This is a genomic window from Acidovorax sp. sif0632 (assembly GCF_019218805.1).
Taxonomy (GTDB): domain Bacteria; phylum Pseudomonadota; class Gammaproteobacteria; order Burkholderiales; family Burkholderiaceae_C; genus Acidovorax; species Acidovorax facilis.
This window is the reverse complement of sequence record NZ_JAHUWW010000002.1, coordinates 968901-991738: the sequence shown is the minus strand read 5'-3', so window position 1 is coordinate 991738 and position 22838 is coordinate 968901. Positions and strand designations below refer to the sequence as shown.

The 22838-nt window shown below is 65.6% G+C and carries 21 protein-coding genes; 15 read left to right on the top strand and 6 right to left on the bottom strand.

What is annotated here, in order from left to right; all coding sequences use genetic code 11:
• Window positions 1–15: 15 nt before the first annotated feature.
• Both gcvP and KW832_RS09795 read left to right on the top strand, forming a co-directional pair.
• On the top strand, window positions 16–2907 hold the full coding sequence (gene gcvP, locus KW832_RS09800; RefSeq protein WP_218299702.1) for an aminomethyl-transferring glycine dehydrogenase: 2892 nt from the start codon (window positions 16–18) through the stop codon (window positions 2905–2907).
• 23 nt (window positions 2908–2930) lie between these two features.
• On the top strand, window positions 2931–3542 hold the full coding sequence (locus tag KW832_RS09795) for a Crp/Fnr family transcriptional regulator (protein WP_218299701.1): 612 nt from the start codon (window positions 2931–2933) through the stop codon (window positions 3540–3542).
• 6 nt (window positions 3543–3548) lie between these two features.
• On the opposite strand, the gene KW832_RS09790 is transcribed toward KW832_RS09795, so the two are convergent.
• Window positions 3549–4202: a c-type cytochrome gene (locus KW832_RS09790; protein ID WP_255577603.1), complete on the bottom strand. Its 654-nt coding sequence runs from the start codon at window positions 4200–4202 to the stop codon at window positions 3549–3551.
• Window positions 4195–5442, bottom strand: a complete 1248-nt coding sequence (gene soxC / locus KW832_RS09785) for a sulfite dehydrogenase (RefSeq protein ID WP_255577602.1) — start codon at window positions 5440–5442, stop codon at window positions 4195–4197. Before soxC ends, KW832_RS09790 begins: the two co-directional genes overlap by 8 nt.
• 233 nt (window positions 5443–5675) lie before the next feature.
• On the opposite strand from soxC, the gene KW832_RS09780 reads away from it, so the two are divergent.
• The 4 genes from KW832_RS09780 (at window position 5676) to KW832_RS09765 (ending at window position 9817) form a co-directional block, all read left to right on the top strand.
• Complete coding sequence (locus tag KW832_RS09780; protein WP_369801340.1) at window positions 5676–6077, top strand: FKBP-type peptidyl-prolyl cis-trans isomerase; 402 nt, start codon at window positions 5676–5678, stop codon at window positions 6075–6077.
• Window positions 6078–6081: 4 nt separating this feature from the next.
• Window positions 6082–7122 (top strand): MerR family transcriptional regulator, encoded by a 1041-nt coding sequence (locus KW832_RS09775; RefSeq protein WP_176885804.1) that lies wholly within the window; start codon window positions 6082–6084, stop codon window positions 7120–7122.
• A 72-nt stretch (window positions 7123–7194) separates the two neighbouring features.
• Window positions 7195–8475: an acyltransferase family protein gene (locus tag KW832_RS09770; RefSeq protein ID WP_176885803.1), complete on the top strand. Its 1281-nt coding sequence runs from the start codon at window positions 7195–7197 to the stop codon at window positions 8473–8475.
• Window positions 8465–9817, top strand: coding sequence for an MFS transporter (locus KW832_RS09765; RefSeq protein WP_370628667.1), 1353 nt, complete (start codon window positions 8465–8467; stop codon window positions 9815–9817). The genes KW832_RS09770 and KW832_RS09765 overlap by 11 nt, the downstream gene beginning before the upstream one ends.
• Window positions 9818–9881: 64 nt before the next feature.
• Here KW832_RS09765 and KW832_RS09760 read toward each other — a convergent pair whose 3' ends face one another.
• Window positions 9882–10544 carry an NAD(P)H-dependent oxidoreductase gene (locus KW832_RS09760; RefSeq protein ID WP_121506582.1) on the bottom strand — a complete coding sequence of 221 codons (663 nt, stop codon included), beginning with the start codon at window positions 10542–10544 and terminating at the stop codon, window positions 9882–9884.
• Between the two features lie 306 nt (window positions 10545–10850).
• On the opposite strand from KW832_RS09760, the gene KW832_RS09755 reads away from it, so the two are divergent.
• Both KW832_RS09755 and KW832_RS09750 read left to right on the top strand, forming a co-directional pair.
• Window positions 10851–13076, top strand: a complete 2226-nt coding sequence (locus tag KW832_RS09755) for an ATP-binding protein (RefSeq protein WP_121506583.1) — start codon at window positions 10851–10853, stop codon at window positions 13074–13076.
• Window positions 13063–13749 carry an RluA family pseudouridine synthase gene (locus KW832_RS09750; RefSeq protein ID WP_218299700.1) on the top strand — a complete coding sequence of 229 codons (687 nt, stop codon included), beginning with the start codon at window positions 13063–13065 and terminating at the stop codon, window positions 13747–13749. Before KW832_RS09755 ends, KW832_RS09750 begins: the two co-directional genes overlap by 14 nt.
• A gap of 65 nt (window positions 13750–13814) precedes the next feature.
• On the opposite strand, the gene KW832_RS09745 is transcribed toward KW832_RS09750, so the two are convergent.
• Both KW832_RS09745 and KW832_RS09740 read right to left on the bottom strand, forming a co-directional pair.
• Window positions 13815–14258 (bottom strand): DUF4902 domain-containing protein, encoded by a 444-nt coding sequence (locus tag KW832_RS09745; protein ID WP_055397425.1) that lies wholly within the window; start codon window positions 14256–14258, stop codon window positions 13815–13817.
• Window positions 14259–14316: 58 nt separating this feature from the next.
• Window positions 14317–15030, bottom strand: a complete 714-nt coding sequence (locus KW832_RS09740; RefSeq protein ID WP_055397427.1) for an autoinducer binding domain-containing protein — start codon at window positions 15028–15030, stop codon at window positions 14317–14319.
• 219 nt (window positions 15031–15249) lie between these two features.
• Here KW832_RS09740 and KW832_RS09735 point away from each other — a divergent pair, with 219 nt between their 5' ends.
• The 5 genes from KW832_RS09735 to KW832_RS09715 all read left to right on the top strand — a co-directional run bounded on the left by KW832_RS09735 (window position 15250) and on the right by KW832_RS09715 (window position 20413).
• A complete protein-coding gene (locus KW832_RS09735) occupies window positions 15250–15804 on the top strand; it encodes an acyl-homoserine-lactone synthase (RefSeq protein ID WP_055397429.1) in 555 nt (184 codons plus the stop codon).
• A 57-nt stretch (window positions 15805–15861) separates the two neighbouring features.
• Complete coding sequence (gene cysC, locus KW832_RS09730; RefSeq protein WP_055397584.1) at window positions 15862–16542, top strand: adenylyl-sulfate kinase; 681 nt, start codon at window positions 15862–15864, stop codon at window positions 16540–16542.
• Between the two features lie 27 nt (window positions 16543–16569).
• Window positions 16570–17595, top strand: coding sequence for a hypothetical protein (locus KW832_RS09725; RefSeq protein WP_255577600.1), 1026 nt, complete (start codon window positions 16570–16572; stop codon window positions 17593–17595).
• Window positions 17592–18665, top strand: coding sequence for a sulfotransferase (locus KW832_RS09720; protein ID WP_218299699.1), 1074 nt, complete (start codon window positions 17592–17594; stop codon window positions 18663–18665). The genes KW832_RS09725 and KW832_RS09720 overlap by 4 nt, the downstream gene beginning before the upstream one ends.
• Before the next feature lie 86 nt (window positions 18666–18751).
• Window positions 18752–20413: a methyl-accepting chemotaxis protein gene (locus KW832_RS09715; protein WP_218299698.1), complete on the top strand. Its 1662-nt coding sequence runs from the start codon at window positions 18752–18754 to the stop codon at window positions 20411–20413.
• Between the two features lie 118 nt (window positions 20414–20531).
• Here KW832_RS09715 and KW832_RS09710 read toward each other — a convergent pair whose 3' ends face one another.
• Window positions 20532–21416: an EamA family transporter gene (locus KW832_RS09710; RefSeq protein ID WP_218299697.1), complete on the bottom strand. Its 885-nt coding sequence runs from the start codon at window positions 21414–21416 to the stop codon at window positions 20532–20534.
• Between the two features lie 87 nt (window positions 21417–21503).
• Here KW832_RS09710 and KW832_RS09705 point away from each other — a divergent pair, with 87 nt between their 5' ends.
• The gene (locus KW832_RS09705; protein ID WP_121419934.1) at window positions 21504–22019 is read left to right on the top strand and encodes a MarR family winged helix-turn-helix transcriptional regulator; all 516 of its coding nucleotides are present in this window, start codon (window positions 21504–21506) and stop codon (window positions 22017–22019) included.
• Between the two features lie 39 nt (window positions 22020–22058).
• The gene (locus tag KW832_RS09700; RefSeq protein ID WP_055397439.1) at window positions 22059–22820 is read left to right on the top strand and encodes an SDR family NAD(P)-dependent oxidoreductase; all 762 of its coding nucleotides are present in this window, start codon (window positions 22059–22061) and stop codon (window positions 22818–22820) included.
• Window positions 22821–22838 lie beyond the last annotated feature (18 nt).

Genomic DNA, 22838 nt, shown 5'->3' with positions numbered 1-22838 from the left:
CCCACGCCGCCGCCGATGACCACCCTCGCCCCCCTGCCCACGCTCGCAGCGCTTGAAAACGCCACCGAATTCCTGCCACGCCACATCGGCATCGATGCGGCCGATGAAGCGCACATGCTGTCGGTGATTGGCGAGGCCTCGCGCCGCGCCCTCATCGACTCCATCGTCCCGCGCTCCATCGCACGCAGCAGCGCGATGGACCTGCCCCTGCCGATCACGGAAGCGGCGGCGCTGGCCGAACTCAAGGCGATGGCATCGAAGAACCAGGTCCTGAAGAGCTTCATCGGACAGGGCTACTACGGCACCCACACACCGGGCGTCATCCTGCGCAACATCCTGGAGAACCCCGCCTGGTACACGGCCTACACGCCGTACCAGGCCGAAATCTCGCAAGGCCGCATGGAGGCGCTGGTCAATTTTCAGACCATGGTCTGCGATCTGACCGGCATGCCGATTGCCAATGCGTCGATGCTGGACGAAGCCACGGCCGCCGCTGAGGCGATGACGCTGGCCAAGCGCTCCGTCAAGAGCAAAAGCAATGTGTTTGTGGTGGCCGGTGATGCCCACCCGCAAACCATCGAAGTGATCCAGACCCGTGCCAAGCCCCTCAATATCGAAGTGGTGCTGGCCAACTCCGCCGCCGAATGGGATGCAGCGCTGAATGGCGAGTATTTCGCCGTGCTTGCCCAGTACCCTGCCACCAGCGGCCGCATTGATGACCTGCGCGCCGACGTGGAAAAGGCGCATGCCAAACAGGCGGCCTTCATCGCAGCGGCCGACCTCCTGGCCCTCACGCTGATCACCCCGCCCGGTGAATGGGGTGCCGACATCGTCGTGGGCACCACGCAGCGCTTCGGCATGCCCATGGGCGCGGGTGGCCCGCACGCTGCCTACATGGCCTGCCGCGACGAGTTCAAGCGCAGCCTGCCCGGCCGCCTGGTGGGCGTGAGCGTGGATACACATGGCAAGCCCGCCTACCGCCTGGCCCTGCAAACGCGCGAGCAGCACATCCGCCGCGAAAAGGCCACGTCCAACATCTGCACCGCGCAGGTGTTGCCCGCCGTGATCGCCAGCATGTACGCCGTGTACCATGGCCCCGATGGGCTCAAGCGCATTGCACAGCGTGTGGCCAGCTACACCGCCATTCTGGCCAAGGGGCTCACCCAACTGGGCGCACCGGTGCGCCCGCAGGCGTGTTTTGATACGCTGACGCTCAAAACCGATGGCGCTACTAAATCCATAGCTGCTCGCGCAGTACAGCTGGGCGCCAACCTGCGAATTTATTTCGAAAACTACCTGTGCATCTCGCTGGACGAGACCACCACGCGCGCCGACATCGAGCTGCTGTGGAAGGTGTTCGCCGCGGATGGCCAGGCGCTGCCCACGTTTGACGCCTTCGAGAAGGGTGTAGAGCCGCTGATCCCCACCGAACTGCGCCGCGCCAGCAAGTACCTGACTCATCCGGTGTTCAACACCCACCACTCCGAAACCGGCATGCTGCGCTACATCCGCCAGCTGTCTGACAAGGACCTGGCGTTGGACCGCAGCATGATCCCGCTGGGCAGCTGCACCATGAAGCTCAATGCCACGAGTGAGATGATCCCCATCACCTGGCCCGAATTCGCCAACGTGCACCCCTTCGCACCCGCTGACCAGTTGCAAGGCTACAAGGAGCTGGACGAACAACTGCGCGCCTGGCTGTGCCAGGCCACGGGCTACGCAGGCATCAGCCTGCAGCCCAACGCCGGATCGCAAGGCGAATACGCGGGCCTGCTGGCCATCAAGGCATACCACGAGGCCCAGGGCCACGGCCACCGCAACATCTGCCTGATCCCCAGCAGCGCACACGGCACCAACCCCGCCAGCGCCCAGATGGTGGGCATGCAGGTGGTAGTGACCGCCTGCGACGCCAACGGCAACGTGGACATGGCCGACCTGCAGGCCAAGTGCGAACAGCACAGTGCCAACCTGGCCTGCATCATGATCACCTACCCCAGCACGCACGGCGTGTTCGAAACGCAGGTGAAGGAGCTGTGCGCCCTGGTGCACAGCCACGGCGGCCGGGTGTATGTGGACGGCGCCAACATGAACGCCCTGGTCGGCGTGGCAGCCCCTGGCGAGTTCGGCGGCGACGTGAGCCACCTGAATCTGCACAAGACCTTCTGCATTCCGCACGGCGGTGGCGGCCCCGGCGTAGGTCCCGTGTGTGTGGTGGCCGATCTGGTGCCCTACCTGCCTGGTCATGCTACGGCCGGTGTGGCCGGCGGCGTGGGTGCCGTGTCGGCAGCGCCTCTGGGCAATGCCGCCGTGCTGCCCATCAGCTGGATGTACTGCCGCATGATGGGCGCCGAAGGCCTGCAGGCCGCGACCGAAACCGCCATCCTCTCGGCCAACTACATCAGTGCACGCCTCAAGGATCACTACCCCACGCTGTACGCGAGTGCCAATGGCCACGTGGCGCACGAGTGCATCCTGGACCTGCGCGGCCTCAAGGACACCAGCGGCGTGATGGCTGAGGATGTCGCCAAGCGCCTGATCGACTACGGCTTCCACGCGCCCACGCTGAGCTTCCCCGTGCCCAACACGCTGATGGTGGAGCCCACCGAGAGCGAAACGCTGTTCGAGATCGACCGCTTCATCGACGCGATGATTGCCATCCGCGAAGAGATCCGCCAGATCGAATCCGGCGCCTGGCCGCAGGACAACAACCCGCTGAAGAACGCGCCGCACACGGCCGAGAGTCTGCTGGGCAGCGAATGGGCTCGCCCTTACGCCCGCGAAGCCGCCGCTTACCCGGTGGCCGCCCTGCGCCAGGCCAAGTACTGGTCGCCTGTTGGCCGCGTGGACAACGTATGGGGTGACCGCAATCTGAGCTGCAGCTGCATCCCGGTGTCTGACTACGCCTGAGACACCTGAATTGCCTGAACGCAGTGACCTCGACCACCAGCGCCTGCACTGTCTGCCAGCCGCCTGCGCTGGACGCGCTGGTCCGGTCTGAACCTGCCCTGGCCGCTCTGTGGCAGGCCCTGCCTCGCCGTCAGTTCGGCGCAGGCACGCTGCTGCAGCCCGCGGGCGAGACCAGCACGCGCTGCTGGCAGGTGCGCAGCGGTGTGGTTCGGCTGTTTTACCTGAACGAACAAGGTACCGAACGCAACCGGTCGTTTCACGGCACCGGCAGCTGGGTGGCTGGCAACCTGCCGCCTCTGGCGCTGCCCAGCCCTTATGCCATCGAGGCCCTGGCACCGGTAGAGGCTGTGGAGCTGACCTATGCCACCTTGCAGCAGTGGCAACGCAGCTTTGCCCACATCGGCCCCTTGCTGGAAGAGGCCCTGGGCTATGTGTTTCAGCAGCACGCACAGCGCGAAGCCGAGTTGTTGAGCCACCCGCCCGAGGTGCGCTACCAATCTTTTCTCGCTACACACGGTGATTTGACGCCCCACCTGCCGCAGCACCATGTGGCCAGCTACCTGGGCATCTCGCCGGTATCGCTATCACGCATCCGGGCACGGCTGGGCATGCTGGAAGCGTCACGCGGCGTTTGAGAATATTCAGCGTTCCTGTGGCCACGCGCTGACCGTGCGATCCCGCCCTGGCATCACCACCTGGGGCAATTTTTCCTTGTCCATGACGGCGTCACCTGCCACCAACCCGTTCAGATGCAGCAGGTGCGCGGTGATGCCGTACACCTCGTTATCGGTCAGGCTCTTGGGCGCGTGCATCGGCATGCCCCGGCGCACATAGTCGAACACCGTCGTGGCATAAGGCCACATCGCGCCCACCGACAACACCTGCAGCGGGTACTTGCGCACGCGCAGGGGGCGCAGCGGGTCGCTCCAGCCGATAAAACCATATGTGCCCGCCAGCCGTGCGGCAGGCCCTTCGATGCCCTGTGCGCCGTGGCAGGCGGCACAGTGCATGGCATACAGCCGCGCGCCCTGCTCCACGCTGCCCCGGCCCGGTGGCAGATTGCGGCCGTTGGGGAAGACGGTGATGGCATAGCGATCGATGTCGGCAGGCGAGAGCGGCTGGCCTAAGCCGATGACAACTGGCGGCGCTGCTGGTGCAGTAGCCGCAGCGGATGGCGTCTGGGCTTCGCTGGCTCTGCCTGCACTCAGCAGTCCCACCACCATCGCCACGGCCACGCCCCGCCGCAGGGTGGCGCGTCCTGCGGGCAGCAACTGGCTGCACAGGTCTTCACGCATAGACGTTCTCCACGCGGCCATCGGCCTGCACGCGCCAGGCCTGCACCGCGTTGTAGTGGTTGAACGAGTGCATGGCATAGCGCCGCTTCCATTCACTGCGCAGTGGCTGTGTACGACCATGCTCGTCCGTGGCGCGGCTCATCAGGTCGGCCTTGCGGCCGTTCCACTGCCAGGGCAGCGTGAAGCGCGTAAAGGCCCGGTCCAGTACCGGGCCGTGCAGCTGCGCCGCAGCCCAGGTGCGACCTCCGTCCACGGACACATCCACACGCGCTATGCGCCCCCGGCCCGACCAGGCCAGACCAGTGATTTCGCAAAACCCATGGGGCTCAGGCAAACGCTGCTGGCCGGAGGGGTGCGTGATCACCGACTTCACCTCCATGTGGAACGCGAAGCGCTCGATCCGTCCATCGGCCAGCACTTGCGTGTACAGACCCGACTCGTCCTTGGTGTAGGCGGGCGCGTCGGTCACTTCGAGCCGGTGCAGCCATTTCACGTTGACGTTGCCCTCCCAGCCCGGCATGAACAGGCGCATGGGGTAGCCCTGTGAAGGCCGCAGCCGCTCTCCGTTCTGGTACAGCGCCACCATGCCGTGCTCCAGCAAGGCCTTCAGGGGCAGGCTGCGGCTGTGCGATCCACCGTCGGCGCCTTCGGCCACCACCCACTGGGCACTGTCCTTCACCCCCGCTTCGTTCAGCAGATAGGCCAGCGGCACGCCCGTCCACTCCGAACACGACACCTCGCCCGCAATCTCGCCCAGCGTCTGGTCCAGAGCCGTGGGCGATAGCGCGTTGGCGGCTGAGTTGCCCGCGCATTCCAGAAAATGCACGCGGCTGACCATGGGGTAGCGCAGCAGGCGTTCCAAGTCAAAGCGCAGCGGTTTGTGCACCAGCCCATGCACCTTCAGTGTGTGGCGCTCCGGCGCAATGTCGGGCACGCCGTTGTGGTGCACGGCAAAGTGCAGGCCGCTGGGGGTGATGATGCCGCGCTGGTGCTGCAACGGCGTGCGCCACACCGGAAAGCCTGCCGCAGTGGACAAGGTCCGCTCCACCTGCGCCTCCTGTGCTGCGGGCAGGCCGTACGGCAGATCGGCCCCACCGGGGCGGGTCATCGCATCGGGCAAGCGGGCGGCCAGTGGCTGTGGCGGCGCTGCCTGCGCCGCCGCCATACCCACGCCCCCCGTCGCAAGCCCCCCCAAAAAAGTCCTCCGAGCCAGTCCGCTGTGGCCGTTGAATGAACGCATCCGTCATCTCCGCAAAAACAAGCACTCGGCTCCCATTGGCCGCAGCTGCAGTGTTGCCATCCGCATGCCGCTGCGCATTAACGTTGGTTAACGCGCCCACAGTGGATTGGCACCAGCCAAGGCGCCAAGCCCTTTACACTGGCGCGCCGCTCGCAGCCCAACCATTGCTGACGAGCAAAATGGCGTTCTGACTTTTCCCCCTTTCTTTTTTGTTTCAAGGACTCCCCGTGCGCATTTCTTCCGCCCTTGTGCTCATTGGCCTTCTGGCTGCCCCCTTTGCCTCTGCCCAGGCCGCAGGCCCCGTCACCACGGCCAGTGGCCTGGTTTATGAATCGCTCAAGGACGGCACCGGCGATTCGCCCAAGGCCACCGACACCGTCAAGGTGCACTACAAAGGCATGTTTCTGGACGGCAAGGAGTTCGACAGCTCCTACAAGCGCGGCGAGCCGACGTCGTTCCCGCTCAACGGCGTGATCCCCTGCTGGACCGAAGGCGTGCAACGCATGAAGCCGGGTGGCAAGGCCAAGCTGACCTGCCCCCCCTCCATCGCTTACGGCGCCCGGGGAGCCGGTGGCGTGATCCCACCCAATGCCACGCTCAACTTCGAGATCGAACTCATCTCCATCGGCCGCTGACCCCATGCTGCTCAAGGTCGGTGATCTCGCGCGGCGCACCGGCCTGACGGTGCGCACGCTTCACCACTATGACGAGATCGGGCTGCTCAAGCCTTCAGGCCGGTCCGAGGCGGGCTACCGCCTCTACAGCCAGGCCGATGTGCAGCGACTGCACGGCATCCAGACCATGCGCCAGATGGGCCTGGCGCTCAGCGACATCGGGGCGCTGCTGGCGGGTGACGGCATGGCCCCCGAACGCATCATCGGGCAGCAGATCCGCTCGCTGGACCAGCAAATCGCGCAGGCCACCGAACTGCGCGGACGCCTGACCATGCTGAGGGACGGCCTGATGGCCGGTGCCGAGCCAGACATGGGCAACTGGCTGGAGGCCCTGGCGCTGATGACGACCTATGGCAAGTATTTCAGCTCGGCCGAACTCAAGCACATCTTTCAGAACTGGAACCTCATTGAGGCTGACTGGCTGATCGTCAAAGACCTGGTGCGCAGTGCCATGGACCGCCAACTGGCACCCGACACACCCGAGGTGCAGGCGCTGGCCTACCGCTGGATGGCGCTCATGCTGCACTGGATGAAGGGCGATCTGGACCTGCTGGAGCGCTGGGGCCATATGTTCCGCACCGAACCCAGCACCCAGGGGCGCAACCACGCACCGCCGGGTGAAATGATCGAGTACATCGAAACGGCCATCAAGCTGCGCATGGCGCTGCTGGAAAAGTACCTGACCCGCAACGATCTGCGCACACTGGGCCATGTGCCCCATACCGACTGGGCAGCGCTGGAGCAGGACGTTCAGCAGCTTCTGGCCCGCGCCCTTCCTCCCCACCACCCCGATGCGGTGGCTGCCGCTTTGCGCTGGAACGCACTGTTCGACACACTCACGCGGCGCAGCCCCGAGTTGCGCCAAAAGCTGCTTATGGCCTCCGCCAATGAACCGCTGCTGCAGGCAGGCTCGCCCCTGAGTGCTCCCGTGCGCGCCTATCTGCAGGCAGCGCTGGCGCACGCAATGCCAGCACCTGCGGCTGCTGTGGTATCCCCACACCGCTGACAACAGCACCGCCCCAAAAAGTCAGAAAAGTGCTTGACCCTCACGCAACGTGAGGCTTCACAGTCGGTCCCTATGAATGGACCGACTCACACCCCAGAATCCGCCGCCCCGGGCCGCAAACTGCATGCCCTGGACAATCTGCGCGCCGCCATGATGTGGCTGGGCATCGTGCTGCATGTTTCGGTCATTTACATGAGCCGGCCGTCTCCCCTGCCCTGGCACGACGATTTGTCCACGTCGGTGGCCGACTTGCTGGTGGCGGTGATCCATGCGTTCCGCATGCCCCTGTTTTTTATCCTGGCCGGTTTTTTTGTGTCGGCACTGGTGCAGCACCGAGGGCTGGCGGGCATGGTGCGCAACCGGCTGCGCCGCCTGGGCCTGCCTTTTGTGGTGTTCTGGCCGCCCTTGTTGGCGGTCAGCACCCTGCTGGGCCTGTTGTTCCTGCACCGCATGGCCCATGGCACCTGGGGCGTAGACCGCAGCCTGCTGCCCCACGGCCCCAACGTACCCAAAGGCCCACCGACCATGCACCTGTGGTTTCTGTGGATGCTGCTGTGGCTGGCCGTGTTCACGCCTGTGGTGTGGGCTGCGGCACGTGCGCTGCCTGGCGGCGTGCAAAAAGCCCTGGGGCGCTTCGCCGCCTGGCTGGGCGGTTCGGCCCTGGGCGTTGTGGCGCTCACCCTTCCACTCGCCTGGATCGGCGCCCACTACGACCACGGAATCGTCACGCCCAGCGGTTCCTTTCTGCCTCCCTTGGCGGAATGGCTCCACAACGGGCTTTTCTACGGATTCGGGCTGTGCCTGTACACGCAGCGCAGGGACTTGATGGTGCGCTACGCAAGGCATTGGCCCGTGCTGGCGGGCCTGGGGCTCGTTTGCTTCCTGATCACTGCATTCTTGTCGGAAGTGCTGGCCCAGCCTGAGGCTTCGGCCTTTGCTCTGGTCCTGGTCACCGGTGCCTTCACCGAGATCCTGGCCGAGCCCGTCTCTGCCACCCGGCACCTGCAGTTCTGGATGGCACTGGCTTACAACGCCGCGTCCTGGTTGTGGAGCTTTGCGCTGATCGGACTCTTTCTGCGCCACGTCGGCCAGCCCCGTGCCTGGCTGGCCTACCTGGCCGACAGCTCGTACTGGGTGTACCTCGTGCACCTGCCGCTGACGATTGGTTTTGGCGCGCTGCTGTATGGCGTGCCGATTCCCGTCCTGGCCAAGATGGCTCTCAACGTGCTGGCCACCACGGCCCTGTGCCTGGCCAGCTACCACCTGTGCGTGCGATTCACCGCCGTGAGCCAGTGGCTCAACGGGCGCCGGCACACCCGCAAATCTTTTGGAGACTCTGTTCATGCGACCTGAAATGCCCCATCACCCTTCGCCCCCCCACCCAAAGAGCGCCCCCCAGGACCCGCGCGCCGCGCTGTTCAAGGACCCCAACTTTCGCTGGATGACGAGCGGCTCCTTCCTGTCCATGCTGGGCGACCAGTTCACGCTGATTGCACTGCCCTGGCTGGTGCTGCAGATGACGGGCGACACCCTGGTGCTGGGCACCGTGCTGGCCCTCATCAGCGTGCCGCGCGCACTGTTCATCCTGATCGGCGGTGCACTGGTAGACCGCCACTCGCCCAAGCAGGTGCTGATGATCACCAAATACATCAACCTGGTGCTGCTGGCCGTGCTGGCGGGGCTGGTGCTTGCAGGCACCCTGACGCTGTGGATGGTGTATGCGCTGTCGCTGGGCATTGGCCTGGCCACGGCCTTCAGCATTCCTGCTGGCACGGCCATGATGCCGCACGTGGTGGCGCGCTCGCAGTTGCAGGCCGCCAACGGCATCAGCCTGGGCCTGCGCCAGCTGACCATGTTCCTTGGGCCCCTGCTGGCAGGGCTGCTCATTGCGCTGTTTGGTGCGGGCGACGCAGTCAAAGAAGTCGCCAGTGCACCGGCCCATGCCAACGCCACCGGCATCGGCCTGGCCTTCGCGCTGGATGCCCTGAGCTTTGCGGTGTCCGCCTGGACGCTGTCCAAGGTGCAGACCCATGCAGGCAACTCGGCCCCGGCTGCCGCACCCCAGGCGGTGCTGGCATCGGTGGCGCAGGGCCTCGTTCACTTCTGGCGCGATGGAGAACTGCGCACCTGCTTTCTCTACTGGAGCGCCATCGCCCTGTTCATCATGGGCCCCATCCACATCGCCATCCCCGTGCTGGCCAGCAGCACGCCAGCGCTGGGCGCGGCCGCGTTCGGCACCATGGTGGGCGCCCATGGCGCGGGCACGCTCCTGGGCATGGTGGTGTCGGGCATGTTGCCGAGGCTGCGTTTTGGCAGCCTGGGCATGACCATCCTGGCGTTCGACGCCATCATCGGTGTACTGTTCATGCCTCTGGGGCTGATCACGGCCGTGTGGCAGGGTGCAACGCTGATGCTGGTCATCGGCCTGCTCGGCGGCTTCATGCAGGTGAGCGTGTTCACCTGGATCCAGCAACGTGTGCCACCGGCCCTGATTGGCCGGGCGATGAGCCTGTTCATGTTCATCTTCATGGGCCTGGCCCCCATCTCCGCAGCCATCACGGGCTGGGTGATGAAAAGCATCACGCTGACCCAGCTGTTTGCGGCCAGCGGAGGTACGCTGGTGGTGCTGGCCGCGCTGGCTTTTGTACTGACGCCCATGCGCCGCGTGACGGATGCAGCACCCGCCACACGCTGAGGCTCCCCACGCAAAAAAGGCTGGACCACCGTCCAGCCTTTTTTTGTGCCTTAGGAGGAGATCCTCAGACTTCAGTCACGAACTGCTCGCGGGGGCGGCGCACCTTCTTCAGGTTCACCAGCCAGTCGCCTTCATCGGCGCGGTAACCCAGCGGCAGGATCGACACGCTGCGCAGGCCACGTGCCCGAAGGCCCAGGATCTCATCGAGCGCGTTGGGGTCAAAGCCTTCCATGGGGGTGGAGTCCACCTCTTCAAACGCAGCGGCAATCAGTGCGGCACTCATGCCAATGTAGGCTTGGCGGGCTGCGTGCTGGAAGTTCACCTCGGCATCGCGCTGGGGGTAGCTGTTCAGCAGCATCTGGCGGTAGTTTTCCCAGCCTTCGTTCTTGAAGCCACGCTGGTCATTGGTCAGATCGAACATCATGTTGATGCGGTCGGCCGTGTAGTTGTCCCATGCAGCAAACACCAGCAGGTGCGAGCCGTCGGTGATCTGGGCCTGGTTCCAGGCGATGGGCTGGATCTTGGCGCGCACAGCGGGATCGGTCACCACGATGATTTCAAAGGGCTGCAGGCCACTGGAGGTGGGCGCCAGGCGCGCGGCTTCGAGAATGCGCTCCACCTTCTCCTGCGGAACCGCCTTGGCGGGGTTCATCTTCTTGGCGGCATAGCGCCATTGCAGTTTGTTCAGCAGGGGTTGGGCAAGGGAGGTGTCGTCGATGGGGTTCATGGCAAAAATTCCTGACAGTCAGTAGCGATCGGGTTGGATCCAAAAAATGCGGGATGGTGGAACTGTAGGGATCCGAATCTCCTTCGGTAAGCCCCGTGAGAGAAAAGGATTGTTCGCAATTGATCAACAATCGCCCCTTGAAAGAGGCGCTGAAGCCGTTCACCCCGGTCTCTGCGTGTACGAGCCCCCGGGGCCTGCAGGATCCGCAGGCTTGCGGGCGTACACTCGTGGCCATGCTTTCTGGCCCACAGCATTGCGCAGCGCGCGCACTTTCCTCGCGCCAAAACCCCTGGCCGCGCCCCTCCCATGAGTGAACCCGACCTGTCGTTTCTGGACCCTGCGGGGCGGCAGCCCGCTCCCACAGGTCACGCGCCCGGGACACCCACCCCGCGTGCCACGCCCCCCAGCACAGGAGCCGAGGGCCTGGTGGCTGAGCTGCGCGCCTACCAGGCAGAGCTGGAGAGCCAGAACAAGGTCCTGCGCTACAGCCAGACCGTGGCGGAAAGCGCCTACGAACGCTTCGAGACCCTGTTTGCCAGTGTGCCGCTGGCCCTCATGGTGGTGGACGAACACGACATGGTGGTGCAGGCCAACTCGATGGCGCACCGCTCGTTCCAGCCCACCGAACGCGACCGCCCGCTCACGGCACTGATGCCCTTTGTGCGCCCGCAGGACGCCCGGCGCGTGCGCGAGGCCTTCGCGCTGGCGCAGGACCTGGGCCGCAGCGAGGTCAAGGAGGTCGTTTTTTCCATCAATGCAGATACGCCCATCACGGGCGACCTGCACATCGCGCACATTGAGGCCCCGCAAAGCAGTGGTCCCCCCCTGTCGCAGTTTCTGTGTGCAGTGATCGACCAAGGCCCACTGCTGGCCGAGCGCCAGGCGCTACAGCACAGCGCCATCACCCTGCAGCAGCGCAACGAACAGATCCGCGCCAGTGAGAAGCGGCTGGAGGCCATCATCAACTCCGCGCTGGACGCCATCATTTGCGTGGACCAGCACCAGCGCATCACCGTGTTCAACCCTACGGCGGCAGCGCTGTTCCAGTGCAGCGCCAGCGACGCGCTGGGCAGTACGCTGGACCGCTTTTTGCCCGATGCGGCGCAGGCGCTGGCGTTTGCCCAGCTCACCACCCAGGCCCTGCTGGGCGAGATGACGGCGTTGACCGCCAGCGGCAAGGAACTGGCGGTAGAGGTGAGCGTGTCGTTCGAGCGCCATGCCGAGGGCGAAACCACCACCGTGTTCGCCCGCGACCTGACCGGCCGCAAGAAGGCCGAGGCGCACCGCAGCGAGCTGGAAGCCCAGCTGCGCGAGTCGCACAAGATGCAGGCCGTGGGCACCATGGCGGGCGGCATTGCTCACGACTTCAACAACATCCTGGGCGCGATCCTGGGCAATGTCGAACTGGCCAAGGCCGACTGTGCAGCAGGTTCGCCCGTGCTGGAAAGCCTGATGGAGATCGACAAGGCCGGTCGGCGTGCGCGCGACCTGGTGCGCCAGATCCTCACCTTCAGCCGCAACGAGCCACCGCAGCGCTCCGCAGTGTCGTTGGCCGAAGTGGTGCACGACACCGAACGCCTGCTGCGCGTCACCCTGCCCCCCGCCATCGAGCTGCACATGCAGTTGCAAGCAGGCCTGCCCCCCGTGCTGGCCGATGCCACGCAGGTCGAGCAGGCCCTGCTCAACCTGTGCACCAATGCGGTTCACGCCATCCAGAGCCAAGGCACCGAGCGCGGCAGCATCCATGTGGAAGCCGCTGCCGTGCAGCCCGACCAGCGCCTGAGCGAACGGCTGGGCCTGGCCCCCGTGGACTATGTCGCACTGACCGTGCGCGACAGTGGCCCCGGCATGGACGCTGCCACGCTGGAACGCATCTTCGAGCCCTTCTTCACCACCAAGCCCGTGGGCCAGGGCACAGGCCTCGGCCTGGCGGTGGTGCACGGCGTGATGCGCACACATGAAGGCGGCGTGGACGTGCACAGTGCCCCCGGCCAGGGCAGCCGGTTCACGTTGTACTTTCCGGTCGCCCACAGCGCGGCGCAAAGCACCCTGGATGCGCAGCCCACTCAAGCGGTGCAGGCCGCACCAGCATCCTCCGCACCCTCGACGCCTCCCGCCACCGATACCCCCGGCAGCGCACCGCGCAAGAAGCACCACGTGATGTACGTGGACGATGACCAGGCCCTGGTGTTTCTGGTTCAGCGCCTGCTGCGCCGCCGGGGCTATGAGGTCAGCGGCTACACCGACCCGCACGAGGCCACTGCCGCGCTTCGCGCTGCCCCGCAGGCCTTTGACCTGCTGGTCACCGACTACAACATGCCCGGCTTCTGTGGAGTGGACCTGGTGCGCGAAGCCCGCCTGATCCGCCCCGACCTGCCCGTGGCCCTGGCCTCGGGCTACGTCACGGCCGAAATCGAACAGGCTGCGCTGGCCGAAGGCGCGCAGGCATTGATTCACAAGCCCAACGACGTGGAAGAGCTTTGCGCCACCGTGCAGCGCCTGGTGGGCGGCGACAGCCATGCCGCAGGCTGAAACCAGCGCGCTGGCTGCGGACACTGCTGGCCTACCCGCCCCGGTGGCACTGCATGAGGATGCCGACCTGCTCGTGCTCTGCAAGCCCTCAGGCCTGCTGTGCATACCAGGGCGCGGCCCCGACAAGCAAGACTGTCTGAGTGCCCGCGCTCAGCAGCACTGGCCCGGCGCACTCATCGTGCACCGGCTGGACCAGGCCACCTCAGGCCTGGTGCTCATGGCCCGGCATGCCGATGTACAACGGCGCCTGAGCCTGGCGTTCGAACAGCGGCAGATTCACAAGCGCTACGTCGCGATCGTGCAAGGCCTGGTGGCCGAACCGCCCGGCTCCTGGGCAGACATCCATCTGCCCATCGCTGCCGACTGGGAGCGACGCCCCCTGCGCGTGATTGATGCAGAGCACGGCAAGCCCAGCCACACCCGCTGGCGCCCCCTGGACCACAACACGGCGGCAGGAACCACGCGGGTCGAGCTCGAACCCGTCACTGGCCGCACGCACCAACTGCGCGTGCATCTGGCCGCCCTGGGCCACCCGATCCTGGGAGACGCGCTGTACGCCAATGCCGCCACCCAGGCCCAGGCGCCACGCCTGCTGCTGCATGCCGGGGAACTGGCCTTGGCCCACCCCACCACCGGGCAGGCCATGCGGTGGGCGCTGGCAGCTGATTTTTGAAGGTTTTTGCCACCCAGCGCTTGAAGGGTGTCATCTACAGCTATATTTTTAATAGCAAACCATACTCAATGACTGGGCAGCAGGGCCGTCACCGAATGGCTCAATTGCTCCTGCCAGGGCAAAGCGTCCACCACCGTGGACAGCAGTTCCAGGTTCTTGTGCCACCCGGTGTCGTTGCCCGTGGAATACACCAGCATCACGTTGCTGCGGGGCTGGCCCAGCCGTGCCCAGGCAAAGGGCCGTTGCGCTGTCCAGAGACTGATGTGCCAGTCCCAGCCAATGGAAACCACGGGGCAGGACGCGCTCACCCATTCGGTATAGCCGCTGATGGTGGTTTCGCAGCCGCACACTGCGGTGCGCGGCACCACCAGGTCCAGGTCTACCGCTGACATCAGATGGTGGATGGGCAGGGACAGCAACTCGTCAATCGACAGGCGCAGCAGGCCATCCGGCGACACCTGCATGGCGTTCACGCCCGCTCCCCACAGGCCGCCCAGGTTGCGGCCCATCCCAGCTTGGTGCGGTCTGGCTGTGCGCAAGGGCCTACAGCGCCCCCGGGCCGCTGCATCAGCCCAGCAACCCCAGCATGGCGGCACGCACGGTGGCAGCCGTCTTGTTGGTGGTTTGCAGTTTGGTCACGGCATTCTTGACGTGGAAGTTCACGGTGTTTTCCGACACATCCAGCAGCGAGGAGATGTCGGCAGAGGTCTTGCCGTCGGCGGTCCATTTGAGCACCTCGATTTCTCTGGCCGTCAGATGCGGCTGCATCTCTTCGGCCTGGCGTGTCGTAAAGATGCGCGACAGGATCAGGTGCGCAATGTGCGCCAGCCAGCGCATCTTCATCTCGCTGTGGGCAATCTCGTCGGGTGTCAGGGCATCGGACGAACGCGCCAGCGTCAGCATGCCGCGCACCCCGCCCCCATCAATGCACGATTGCGCCCATCCAAAGCGCAGGCCAAACGATCGCGCGTCCTCCCAGAAATCCTGGGCTGATGCAAACACGTCGTCTGACCAGACCAGCGGGGTCTGCTTGCGGCACCCATGCTGCACCGTGGGGTCCACCTGCACATAGCCCTGCTGCACATACCGCTCCTGCCAGGCCGGCGGGTAGTTGTTCAAGAAAATGGTCTTTGGGTTGGACAGGGGCATGGGTACCCGCAGGCCATAGGCGCAGTACTCAAACCCTAAAGCGTGCGCAGCAAGCTCGATTTTGCAAAAAACCTCTTGCTCAGACTGCGCGCGGTCCATCACCCCCAAAAGATCTTCTTGCCAGCTTGTCATAGGACTCCAACACCGAGCACCACCCCACAGAGACTGACCATCCGCATGCGAATTACGCACCATCAACCGCCGTTACGTTTTTCCACATTCTGGCGGCATTGAAGCCCTTTGGCGAGTTGATTTTGAGAGGGACGGGGTCAGGCAACACCTACCAGAGTTGGTAGTTACAAATATTTTCGGGTGATTTTCTAATGGGGAAAACTCATGAGGGAATCTCCGATGCGCATCACCTCTGGCTGCTCTGCGGAACTGCGTCCACCACTGATGACCCGCATGGCCCGGTACCGGCACCGCGTTTTTGTGGAAAAACTGGGCTGGCAGCTGCACTGCCGCGATGCCCTGGAGCTGGACCAGTTCGACCGGGACGACACCGTCTACGTCATCGCCCAGAACGAAGACGGCGAGGTCATCGGCACCGCCCGGCTTCTACCCACCACCCGCCCCTACCTGCTGGCCGAGGTGTTTCCGCAACTGCTCAACGGTGCCCCGGCCCCCGACGCGCCGGAGGTGTGGGAGCTGTCCCGCTTTGCATCCATGGATTTTTCAGGCCCCACGGGCTCTGCGCTCGACCAGTTCTCCTCGCCCATCACCACCGGCCTGCTGCAGGCGGCCAGCCGGTGCGCCATGGCCCACGGAGCCCAGCGCATGGTCACTGTCTCGCCACTGGGGGTGGAGCGCCTGCTGCGCCGCACGGGTTTTGAATCGCATCGCCTGGGCCCGCCCACCGTGGTCCAGGGCCATCCGCTTTTTGCCTGCTCCATTCGGTGCAAGTGACAACACGAAACCGCCTGCTGACACGCTCGCCGCCCACAGCCTTTGCCTGACATGCCCATCCCGCAGCCTTCCTCGCTCCAGCACCCGGCCCAGGGCCCGACCCCTGCGGCTGCGGCTGCCTCTCCAGGCCTGACGCCCCACGGCCTGCGGGTGGTGATCCCGCATGCCGGACGGGTGACAGGTCCCCTGCGCGAGGACCTGCTGCAGCAGCGCCCCGTCACCCTCTGGCTCACCGGCCTGAGCGGCGCGGGCAAGTCCACCCTGGCCTATGCGCTGGAGGAAGAACTGCATGGGCTCGGGTTTGCGAGTTTTGTGCTGGACGGAGACAACCTGCGGCACCGGCTCAACCGCGACCTCGGTTTCAGCGCCGCCGAGCGCTCGGAAAACATTCGGCGCGTGGCCGAAGTCGCCGCCCTCATGAACGACGCCGGGCTGATGGTGTTCACCGCACTCATCTCTCCCCAGCGCAGCGACCGTGCCATGGCCCGTGCGCTCATCGGAGAACACCGCTTTCTGGAGGTGCATGTGAGCACCCCGCTCAACGTGTGCGAGGGCCGCGATCCCAAGGGCCTGTACACCCTGGCGCGAGCGGGGCACATCCCACAGTTCACAGGGGTTTCCGCCCCCTACGAGGCACCCGAATCGCCTGATTTCAGCATCGACACCGCCCACCTGAGCCTGCCCGATGCCTGCGCCCAGGTGCTCGCGCTCCTGCGCCAGCGCGGGTACATCCGCTAGGGCTGTCTTTTTTGCACGTTTCTTTCCATGTCTACCGACCACGCCCCAGTCTCCGCCCCGGCGCCAGCCCCCACGGCCCATGGGGTGCACGCCTATGACCTCTTCAACGGTGATGCCGACGGGCTGTGTGCCCTGCACCAGCTGCGCCTGGTAGAGCCCCGCGACAGCTTTCTTATCAGCGGGGTGAAACGGGACATTGCCCTGTTCGACCAGCTGCCCTCGGGGCGGCCACTGCAGGTGACGGCGCTCGACATCTCGTGGGACCGCAACGCGCAGGGTGTGTGCCGGGTTCTCAATGGCGGCGGCAACGTGACTTATTTCGACCACCACAGCGCAAAAACCCTTTTTCGCCACCCGCAGCTCACCGCCCACATTGACACCGGCCTGGACGTCTGCACCAGCATCCTGGTAGACCGCCACCTGGGCGGCGTTTTGCGCCAGTGGGCCATCGTGGCGGCCTACGGTGACAACCTGGACGCCGTGGCCGACCGCATGGCGCGCGAGCATGGCTGCACGGCGGCCACACGCGGTGCGCTGGCGCAGCTGGGCTACCTGCTCAACTACAACGCCTATGGCGAAAGCCGCGAAGACCTGCACTTTTGCCCCGTGCAGCTGTACCGGTCACTCCATCGCTTTGAAAGCCCGCTCGACTTCATGGCCAAGGCCTACGAATTCCGCCGCCTGCAAGAAGGCCATGCCAGCGACCAGCAGGCCGTGCAGGACCTGGCCCCCTACACCGCCAACGACAGGGCCACCGTGTACGTGCTGCCCGACCGCGCATGGGCCCGGCGTCTGTGCGGCACCCTGGCCAACCAGCTGGTGGCGCGCAACAACGGGCGTTCGGTCGTCGTGCTCACGCCCCGTTCGGACGGCGACTTTCTGGTCAACCTGCGCATCGGCAGCGCCAGCGCCAGCCGTGCCGACATTTTCTGCAGCCGCTACCCGGCGGGTGGCGGTCGCCATGGCGCGGGCGGCATCGACCGGCTGCCCGACCAGGATATGGATCGCTTCATCAACGAGTTCTTCGCGCACCTGGAGTCAGACACACCATGAACCAGCCAACCCGCACTACACGCCCGCTTCCGCTGTTGATGATTCCGCTGCGGCGCTGCGGCAGCCATGCACTGCGCCTGCGCCTGAACGCCAGCCCACAGTTCCACTCCCCCTACCCCCTGCACATCGTGGACTTCATGCCCCTGGTGCCGCTGTATGGCGACCTGCGCGATGACAGCGCGTACCGGCAGATGGTCAAGGACGTGGTGGGACTGCAGCAATCCAGCATGGTGAAGTGGCCGGGGGTGCATTTCGACGCCGAGGAGATCTTCACCGCGCTGAAGAACGAACCCCGCAGCGTGCACCGCATTGTGTGGGAGCTGCTGCTGCGCAGCGCGGAGCAGCACGGAGCCAGCGTGGCCATGGACAAGTCGCTCGACAGCGTCCACTACGCCCACGACCTGATGGCCCTGTTTCCGGAAATGCGTTTTCTGAACGTGGTCCGCGACCCCCGGGCGCAGGTGGCTTCGATGAACCGGGCGATCATTCACGACTTCGACACCACACTCAACGCCCTGGCCTGGGTCAAGGCCCACGCCACAGGCCGCGCACTGGCATTGCGCTACCCGGACCGCGTGCTCACCATCCGCTACGAAGACTTCCTGGGCGACCAGGAACACACGCTGCGGCGCATCTGCCAGTTCATCGGCATCGAGTTCCTGCCGCAGATGCTGGACATCGCGGCATCGCAAGAGGCGCAAGACCTGTCCCGCATGTCCGCCCTGTGGGAGTCCAACTGCTTTGCCCCACTGCCAGCCAACAAGGACAAGTTCAAGACCCAGCTACAGCCCCATGAGATCGAGACCATCGAAAGCCTAGCGTGGGAAACCATGCACTACTACGGCTACGAATGCATGACCGAGGCCCAGGCCCTGCCCCCCACGCCCGTGGTGCTGGCGCAGTGCCACCAGCAGTCAGAAAAACGGCGCGTCGAGGCCTGGGAGCAGTTGCTGCGCAGTGCGCCGCGCGACTATGCGGCCCGCCGCGTGCGGGCCGACTACCTGGAGCGCGTGCGCCACCGCCTTCAAAGCACCAGCTCCCTGGAAACCGGGGCAGCGGCCTTGTCCTGACCAGCGCGGCAAACCAACCTGGTCCACAGGCACCCGACCCCAGCCCCCTTCACACACCTTCGCCACTGCACCCTCAAGGAACCGCCATGCGCATCAAAGACCTGAAACTGGGCATTCGACTTGGAGTGGCATTCGGGCTGCTGCTACTGATTACCATGGTCATCGCTGTACTCGGCGTCATGAGCGTGACCGCCCTGCAGCACAGCAATGAGCACATTGCCACCTCGGAACTCAAGCGCCAGGGCATCGTGCACCAGTGGCAGACCGACATCCAGATGAACTGGTTGCGCACCGAAGCCTTCCTCAAAGCCAACGACGCCCAGTACGCCGGCAAGCTCAAGAAAGACATGTCTGCCGTGGTCGAGGTGCAAAGCAAGCGCATGCAGGAGGTGCGCAGCTACCTGTTGTCCGGCAAGGAAATGCAGCTTTACGACCAGGCTATTGCCGCGCGCGATGCCTACCGCGTCAAGCGCACCGAACTCGTCAAAGCCAAGGAGGCGGGACAGGACGTGGCCGCGCAGGCCGATACCGTGCTCGCGCCCGTCTTTCAGAGCTACGCGGCCGTGCTGCAAGAGCTAACCCACACGCTGGACGAAGGCGTGGCCAGCACACTGAAGGACACCACGCGCAAGGCCGAGGCCAGCACCGCCTGGGTGAGCGGCAGCACCGTGCTGGCCATCCTGGTGGGGTTGTTCCTGGCATGGTGGACCACCCGCTCCATCACCGCCCCTGTGCGGCAGGCCGTACAGGCCACCACGGCCATCGCGGCGGGTGACCTGGCCACTCCCATCCCCCTGGGGGCCAAGGACGAGCCGGGCCAGTTGCTCACCGAGCTGGCACACATGCGTGCCAAGCTGGCCGACATCGTGGCCAACGTGCGGCAAAGCGCCGAAAGCGTCTCCACCGCCAGTGCAGAAATCTCGCAGGGCAACCACGACCTCTCGGCCCGCACCGAACGCCAGGCCAGCGCGCTGCAGCAAACCGCTGCTTCCATGGAGGAGCTGGGCTCGACCGTGAAGCAGAACTCCGACAGCGCCCAGCAAGCCAACAAGCTCGCCCGCAATGCCAACGACGTGGCCGTGCAGGGTGGCGAAGTGGTGGCCCAGGTGGTGGAGACCATGAAGGGCATCAACGACAGCTCCAAGAAAATTGCCGACATCATCAGCGTGATCGACGGCATCGCCTTTCAGACCAACATCCTGGCACTGAACGCCGCCGTGGAAGCCGCGCGTGCGGGCGAGCAGGGCCGGGGCTTTGCCGTGGTGGCCACCGAAGTGCGGGGGCTGGCGGGCCGGTCGGCCGAAGCTGCCAAGGAGATCAAGGAACTCATCTCGGCCAGCGTGAGCCGCGTGGACCAAGGCACGGCCCTGGTCGACAAGGCCGGGCAGACGATGACGGATGTTGTCCAGTCGATCCGGCGTGTGACGGACATCATGAGCGAGATCAGTGCCGCCAGCGCCGAGCAGAGCGACGGCGTGGGCCAAGTAGGTGAAGCCGTGATGCAGATGGACCAGGCCACGCAACAGAACGCAGCCCTGGTCGAAGAAATGGCCGCCGCCGCCAGCAGCATGAAGAGCCAGGCCCTGGATCTCGTCCAGCTGGTCTCGGTGTTCCAGTTGGATACAGCGGGCAGCAGCCCCCCCCTGCCAGCCGCGAGCCGGGCGCCCACACCGCCGACCCACACGGCCCACCCAGCCCTGGCACCGGTTGCGCGCGTCAGCGCGCCCCGCGCCATCGCTGCAGCCTGAGGCGCCGCAAGGCAAGGCGATGGTTCAGGGCCTTTTGAGGCCCTGGCGCATGATGGTTCTCATTGTTAGCTATACAAAATATAGCAATCAAGACCGCCTCCCGGCGCGACCAACGAACCTACCCTTGCACCGGCCTCGACATCGCCCACTGCACCGCAAGAATGCTGGCCAGCACCACCAGCATGCCCCCCAGCGCCACCCCTGTCATGGCCTGCCCCAGCAACACCCAGCCCAGCAGCACGGCCGTGACCGGACTCAGCAGCCCTAGCGACGACACCGCCACCGACGGCAACCGCGCAATGCCACGAAACCACAGCGCGTAGGCCAACAGGGCACCAGCCAGACTCAGATAGACATAACCGCCTACCTGCGCAGCCGAGAGCGCGGGCAGCGGCGGGTCGACCACCCAGGCCACGGGCGCCAGCATGATGCCGCCCGCCAGCAGCTGCCAGCCCGTGAATGCCAGCACCGGCAGGTCCGACCGCCAGCGCCGCGACCAGAACGTGCCCGCTGCCATGCACACTGTGCCCACCAGCGCCGCAGCCACGCCCACCATGTCCCACCGCGCCCCCGGCGACAGCAGCAGCGCCGCCATGCCCAGCACGCCCAGGGCACCCGCCGCCAACGCCATGCCGGGCGGGCGCCGATGGTCCAGCGCCCAGACCAGCCCCATCACCACCAGCGGACCTATGGCGCCCACCACAGCCGCCACGCCCCCCGGCAACCGGTAGGCCGCCACAAACAGCAGCGCCTGGAAGACCCCGATGTTCAGCGCCGACAGCACCAGCAGGCGCCGCCACCCCACCCAATCGCCCCACGCCGGCCAACGGCGGCACCACAACACCAGCAGCAGGCCTGCAGGCAGCGTGCGCAGCAGCGCCGCAGTGAAGGGCCGGTCGGGCGGCAACAGCTCGGTGGTGACGATGTAGGTAGAGCCCCAGATCACCGGACCCAGGGCCGTGGTGAGCGCATCCAGCCAGGAAGAGGTACGGTGGTTTTGCATGGCAATCTATCTTCAATTCAAGATAAATAATCCTACCACGCCTGTGCCCTACAATCTTGAATTCAAGATAATTTCATCACCAACACCATGGCCACCCAACGCCAACCCGACGCCGTGGACGCCATCCTGGCCCAGTGGCACCGTGAGCGCCCCGACCTGGACGTGAGCCCCATGGGCCCCATCGGCCGCATCAAACGCTGCGCCGCGCTGTTGCAGCGCAGGCTCGACGAGACCTTTGCCGAATTCGGCCTGAGCTATTGGGAGTTCGACGTGCTGGCCACGCTGCGCCGCAGCGGCGCTCCCCACTGCCTGGCACCGACCACGCTGTTTTCCACGCTCATGGTCACCTCGGGCACCATGACGCACCGCATGGGCAAGCTCGAAGCCCAGGGCTGGATCACCCGCCGGCCCAACCCCGACGACGCGCGCAGCTCGCTGGTACAGCTCACGCCCGAGGGGTTGGCACTGATCGACCGCGCCGTGGAAGCCCATGTGGCCAACGAGCACCGCATCCTGGCGCCACTGAAGGCCGCCGACCTCGCGGCACTTGACGCCCGGCTGGCACTGCTGCTGGCGGCGCTTGAGTCGCCCACAGGGCAGTAATTACCCCCGGCCATGGGTACTGCGCAGTAACATGGCGGGATGCCCCAAAACCACCTCACCATCCTCACCGGCGCATCGCGCGGCATGGGCCTGGCCATGGCCCAGCAGCTTTTGAAAAGCGGCAACACCCTGGTCTGCATCGCGCGCAGCACCAACGCCGACCTGGCCATCGAAGCGAAAGCGGCAGGTGTCACCATCGAACAGTGGCAGCAAGACCTGTCGCAGGGCGAACAGGCCGCCCACAAGCTGCAGGCCTGGCTGCAGGCGCAAGGCCCGCAGGCATTTGCCAGCGCCACGCTGATCAACAACGCGGGCATGATTCCGCAGATTGCACCGCTGTCACACAGCAATGTGGACGACCTGGCCACCGCCCTGCGTGTGGGGCTGGAGGCGCCCATGCAACTGACCGCCGCCTTCCTGGGTGCAACGGACAGCTGGACGGTGCCCCGCAAGGTGCTCAACATCTCCTCGGGCCTGGGCCGCCGGGCCATGGCCTCGCAGGCCGCCTACTGCGCGGCCAAGGCCGGCATGGACCACTTCACGCGCTGCGTGGCGCTGGACGAGGCCCTCAAGCCCCACGGTGCCAAGGTATGCTCGCTGGCGCCTGGTGTGATCGACACCGACATGCAGGTCCAGCTGCGCGGCGCCGACCCGGCCGCCTTCCCGGACCGCCAGAATTTCGCCAACCTCAAGACGGGTGGCCAACTCACATCGCCCACCGACGCCGCTATCCGCGTGCTCGCCTGGCTGGAACGCGCAGACTTTGGCACCAACCCGGTGGCCGATGTCAGAGATGCCTAAAGCCCCGAAACTCCTGTT

Bases quoted from the DNA above. Each gene is read 5' to 3' on its own strand.
- gcvP (WP_218299702.1), top strand. From the start codon at position 16: ATGACCACCCTCGCCCCCCTGCCCACGCTCGCAGCGCTTGAAAACGCC.
- KW832_RS09790 (WP_255577603.1), bottom strand. From the start codon at position 4,202: ATGCGTGAAGACCTGTGCAGCCAGTTGCTGCCCGCAGGACGCGCCACC.
- soxC (WP_255577602.1), bottom strand. From the start codon at position 5,442: ATGCGTTCATTCAACGGCCACAGCGGACTGGCTCGGAGGACTTTTTTG.
- KW832_RS09775 (WP_176885804.1), top strand. From the start codon at position 6,082: ATGCTGCTCAAGGTCGGTGATCTCGCGCGGCGCACCGGCCTGACGGTG.
- KW832_RS09770 (WP_176885803.1), top strand. From the start codon at position 7,195: ATGAATGGACCGACTCACACCCCAGAATCCGCCGCCCCGGGCCGCAAA.
- KW832_RS09765 (WP_370628667.1), top strand. From the start codon at position 8,465: ATGCGACCTGAAATGCCCCATCACCCTTCGCCCCCCCACCCAAAGAGC.
- KW832_RS09760 (WP_121506582.1), bottom strand. From the start codon at position 10,544: ATGAACCCCATCGACGACACCTCCCTTGCCCAACCCCTGCTGAACAAA.
- KW832_RS09755 (WP_121506583.1), top strand. From the start codon at position 10,851: ATGAGTGAACCCGACCTGTCGTTTCTGGACCCTGCGGGGCGGCAGCCC.
- KW832_RS09750 (WP_218299700.1), top strand. From the start codon at position 13,063: ATGCCGCAGGCTGAAACCAGCGCGCTGGCTGCGGACACTGCTGGCCTA.
- KW832_RS09745 (WP_055397425.1), bottom strand. From the start codon at position 14,258: ATGGGCCGCAACCTGGGCGGCCTGTGGGGAGCGGGCGTGAACGCCATG.
- KW832_RS09740 (WP_055397427.1), bottom strand. From the start codon at position 15,030: ATGACAAGCTGGCAAGAAGATCTTTTGGGGGTGATGGACCGCGCGCAG.
- KW832_RS09735 (WP_055397429.1), top strand. From the start codon at position 15,250: ATGCGCATCACCTCTGGCTGCTCTGCGGAACTGCGTCCACCACTGATG.
- KW832_RS09725 (WP_255577600.1), top strand. From the start codon at position 16,570: ATGTCTACCGACCACGCCCCAGTCTCCGCCCCGGCGCCAGCCCCCACG.
- KW832_RS09720 (WP_218299699.1), top strand. From the start codon at position 17,592: ATGAACCAGCCAACCCGCACTACACGCCCGCTTCCGCTGTTGATGATT.
- KW832_RS09715 (WP_218299698.1), top strand. From the start codon at position 18,752: ATGCGCATCAAAGACCTGAAACTGGGCATTCGACTTGGAGTGGCATTC.
- KW832_RS09710 (WP_218299697.1), bottom strand. From the start codon at position 21,416: ATGCAAAACCACCGTACCTCTTCCTGGCTGGATGCGCTCACCACGGCC.
- KW832_RS09705 (WP_121419934.1), top strand. From the start codon at position 21,504: ATGGCCACCCAACGCCAACCCGACGCCGTGGACGCCATCCTGGCCCAG.
- KW832_RS09700 (WP_055397439.1), top strand. From the start codon at position 22,059: ATGCCCCAAAACCACCTCACCATCCTCACCGGCGCATCGCGCGGCATG.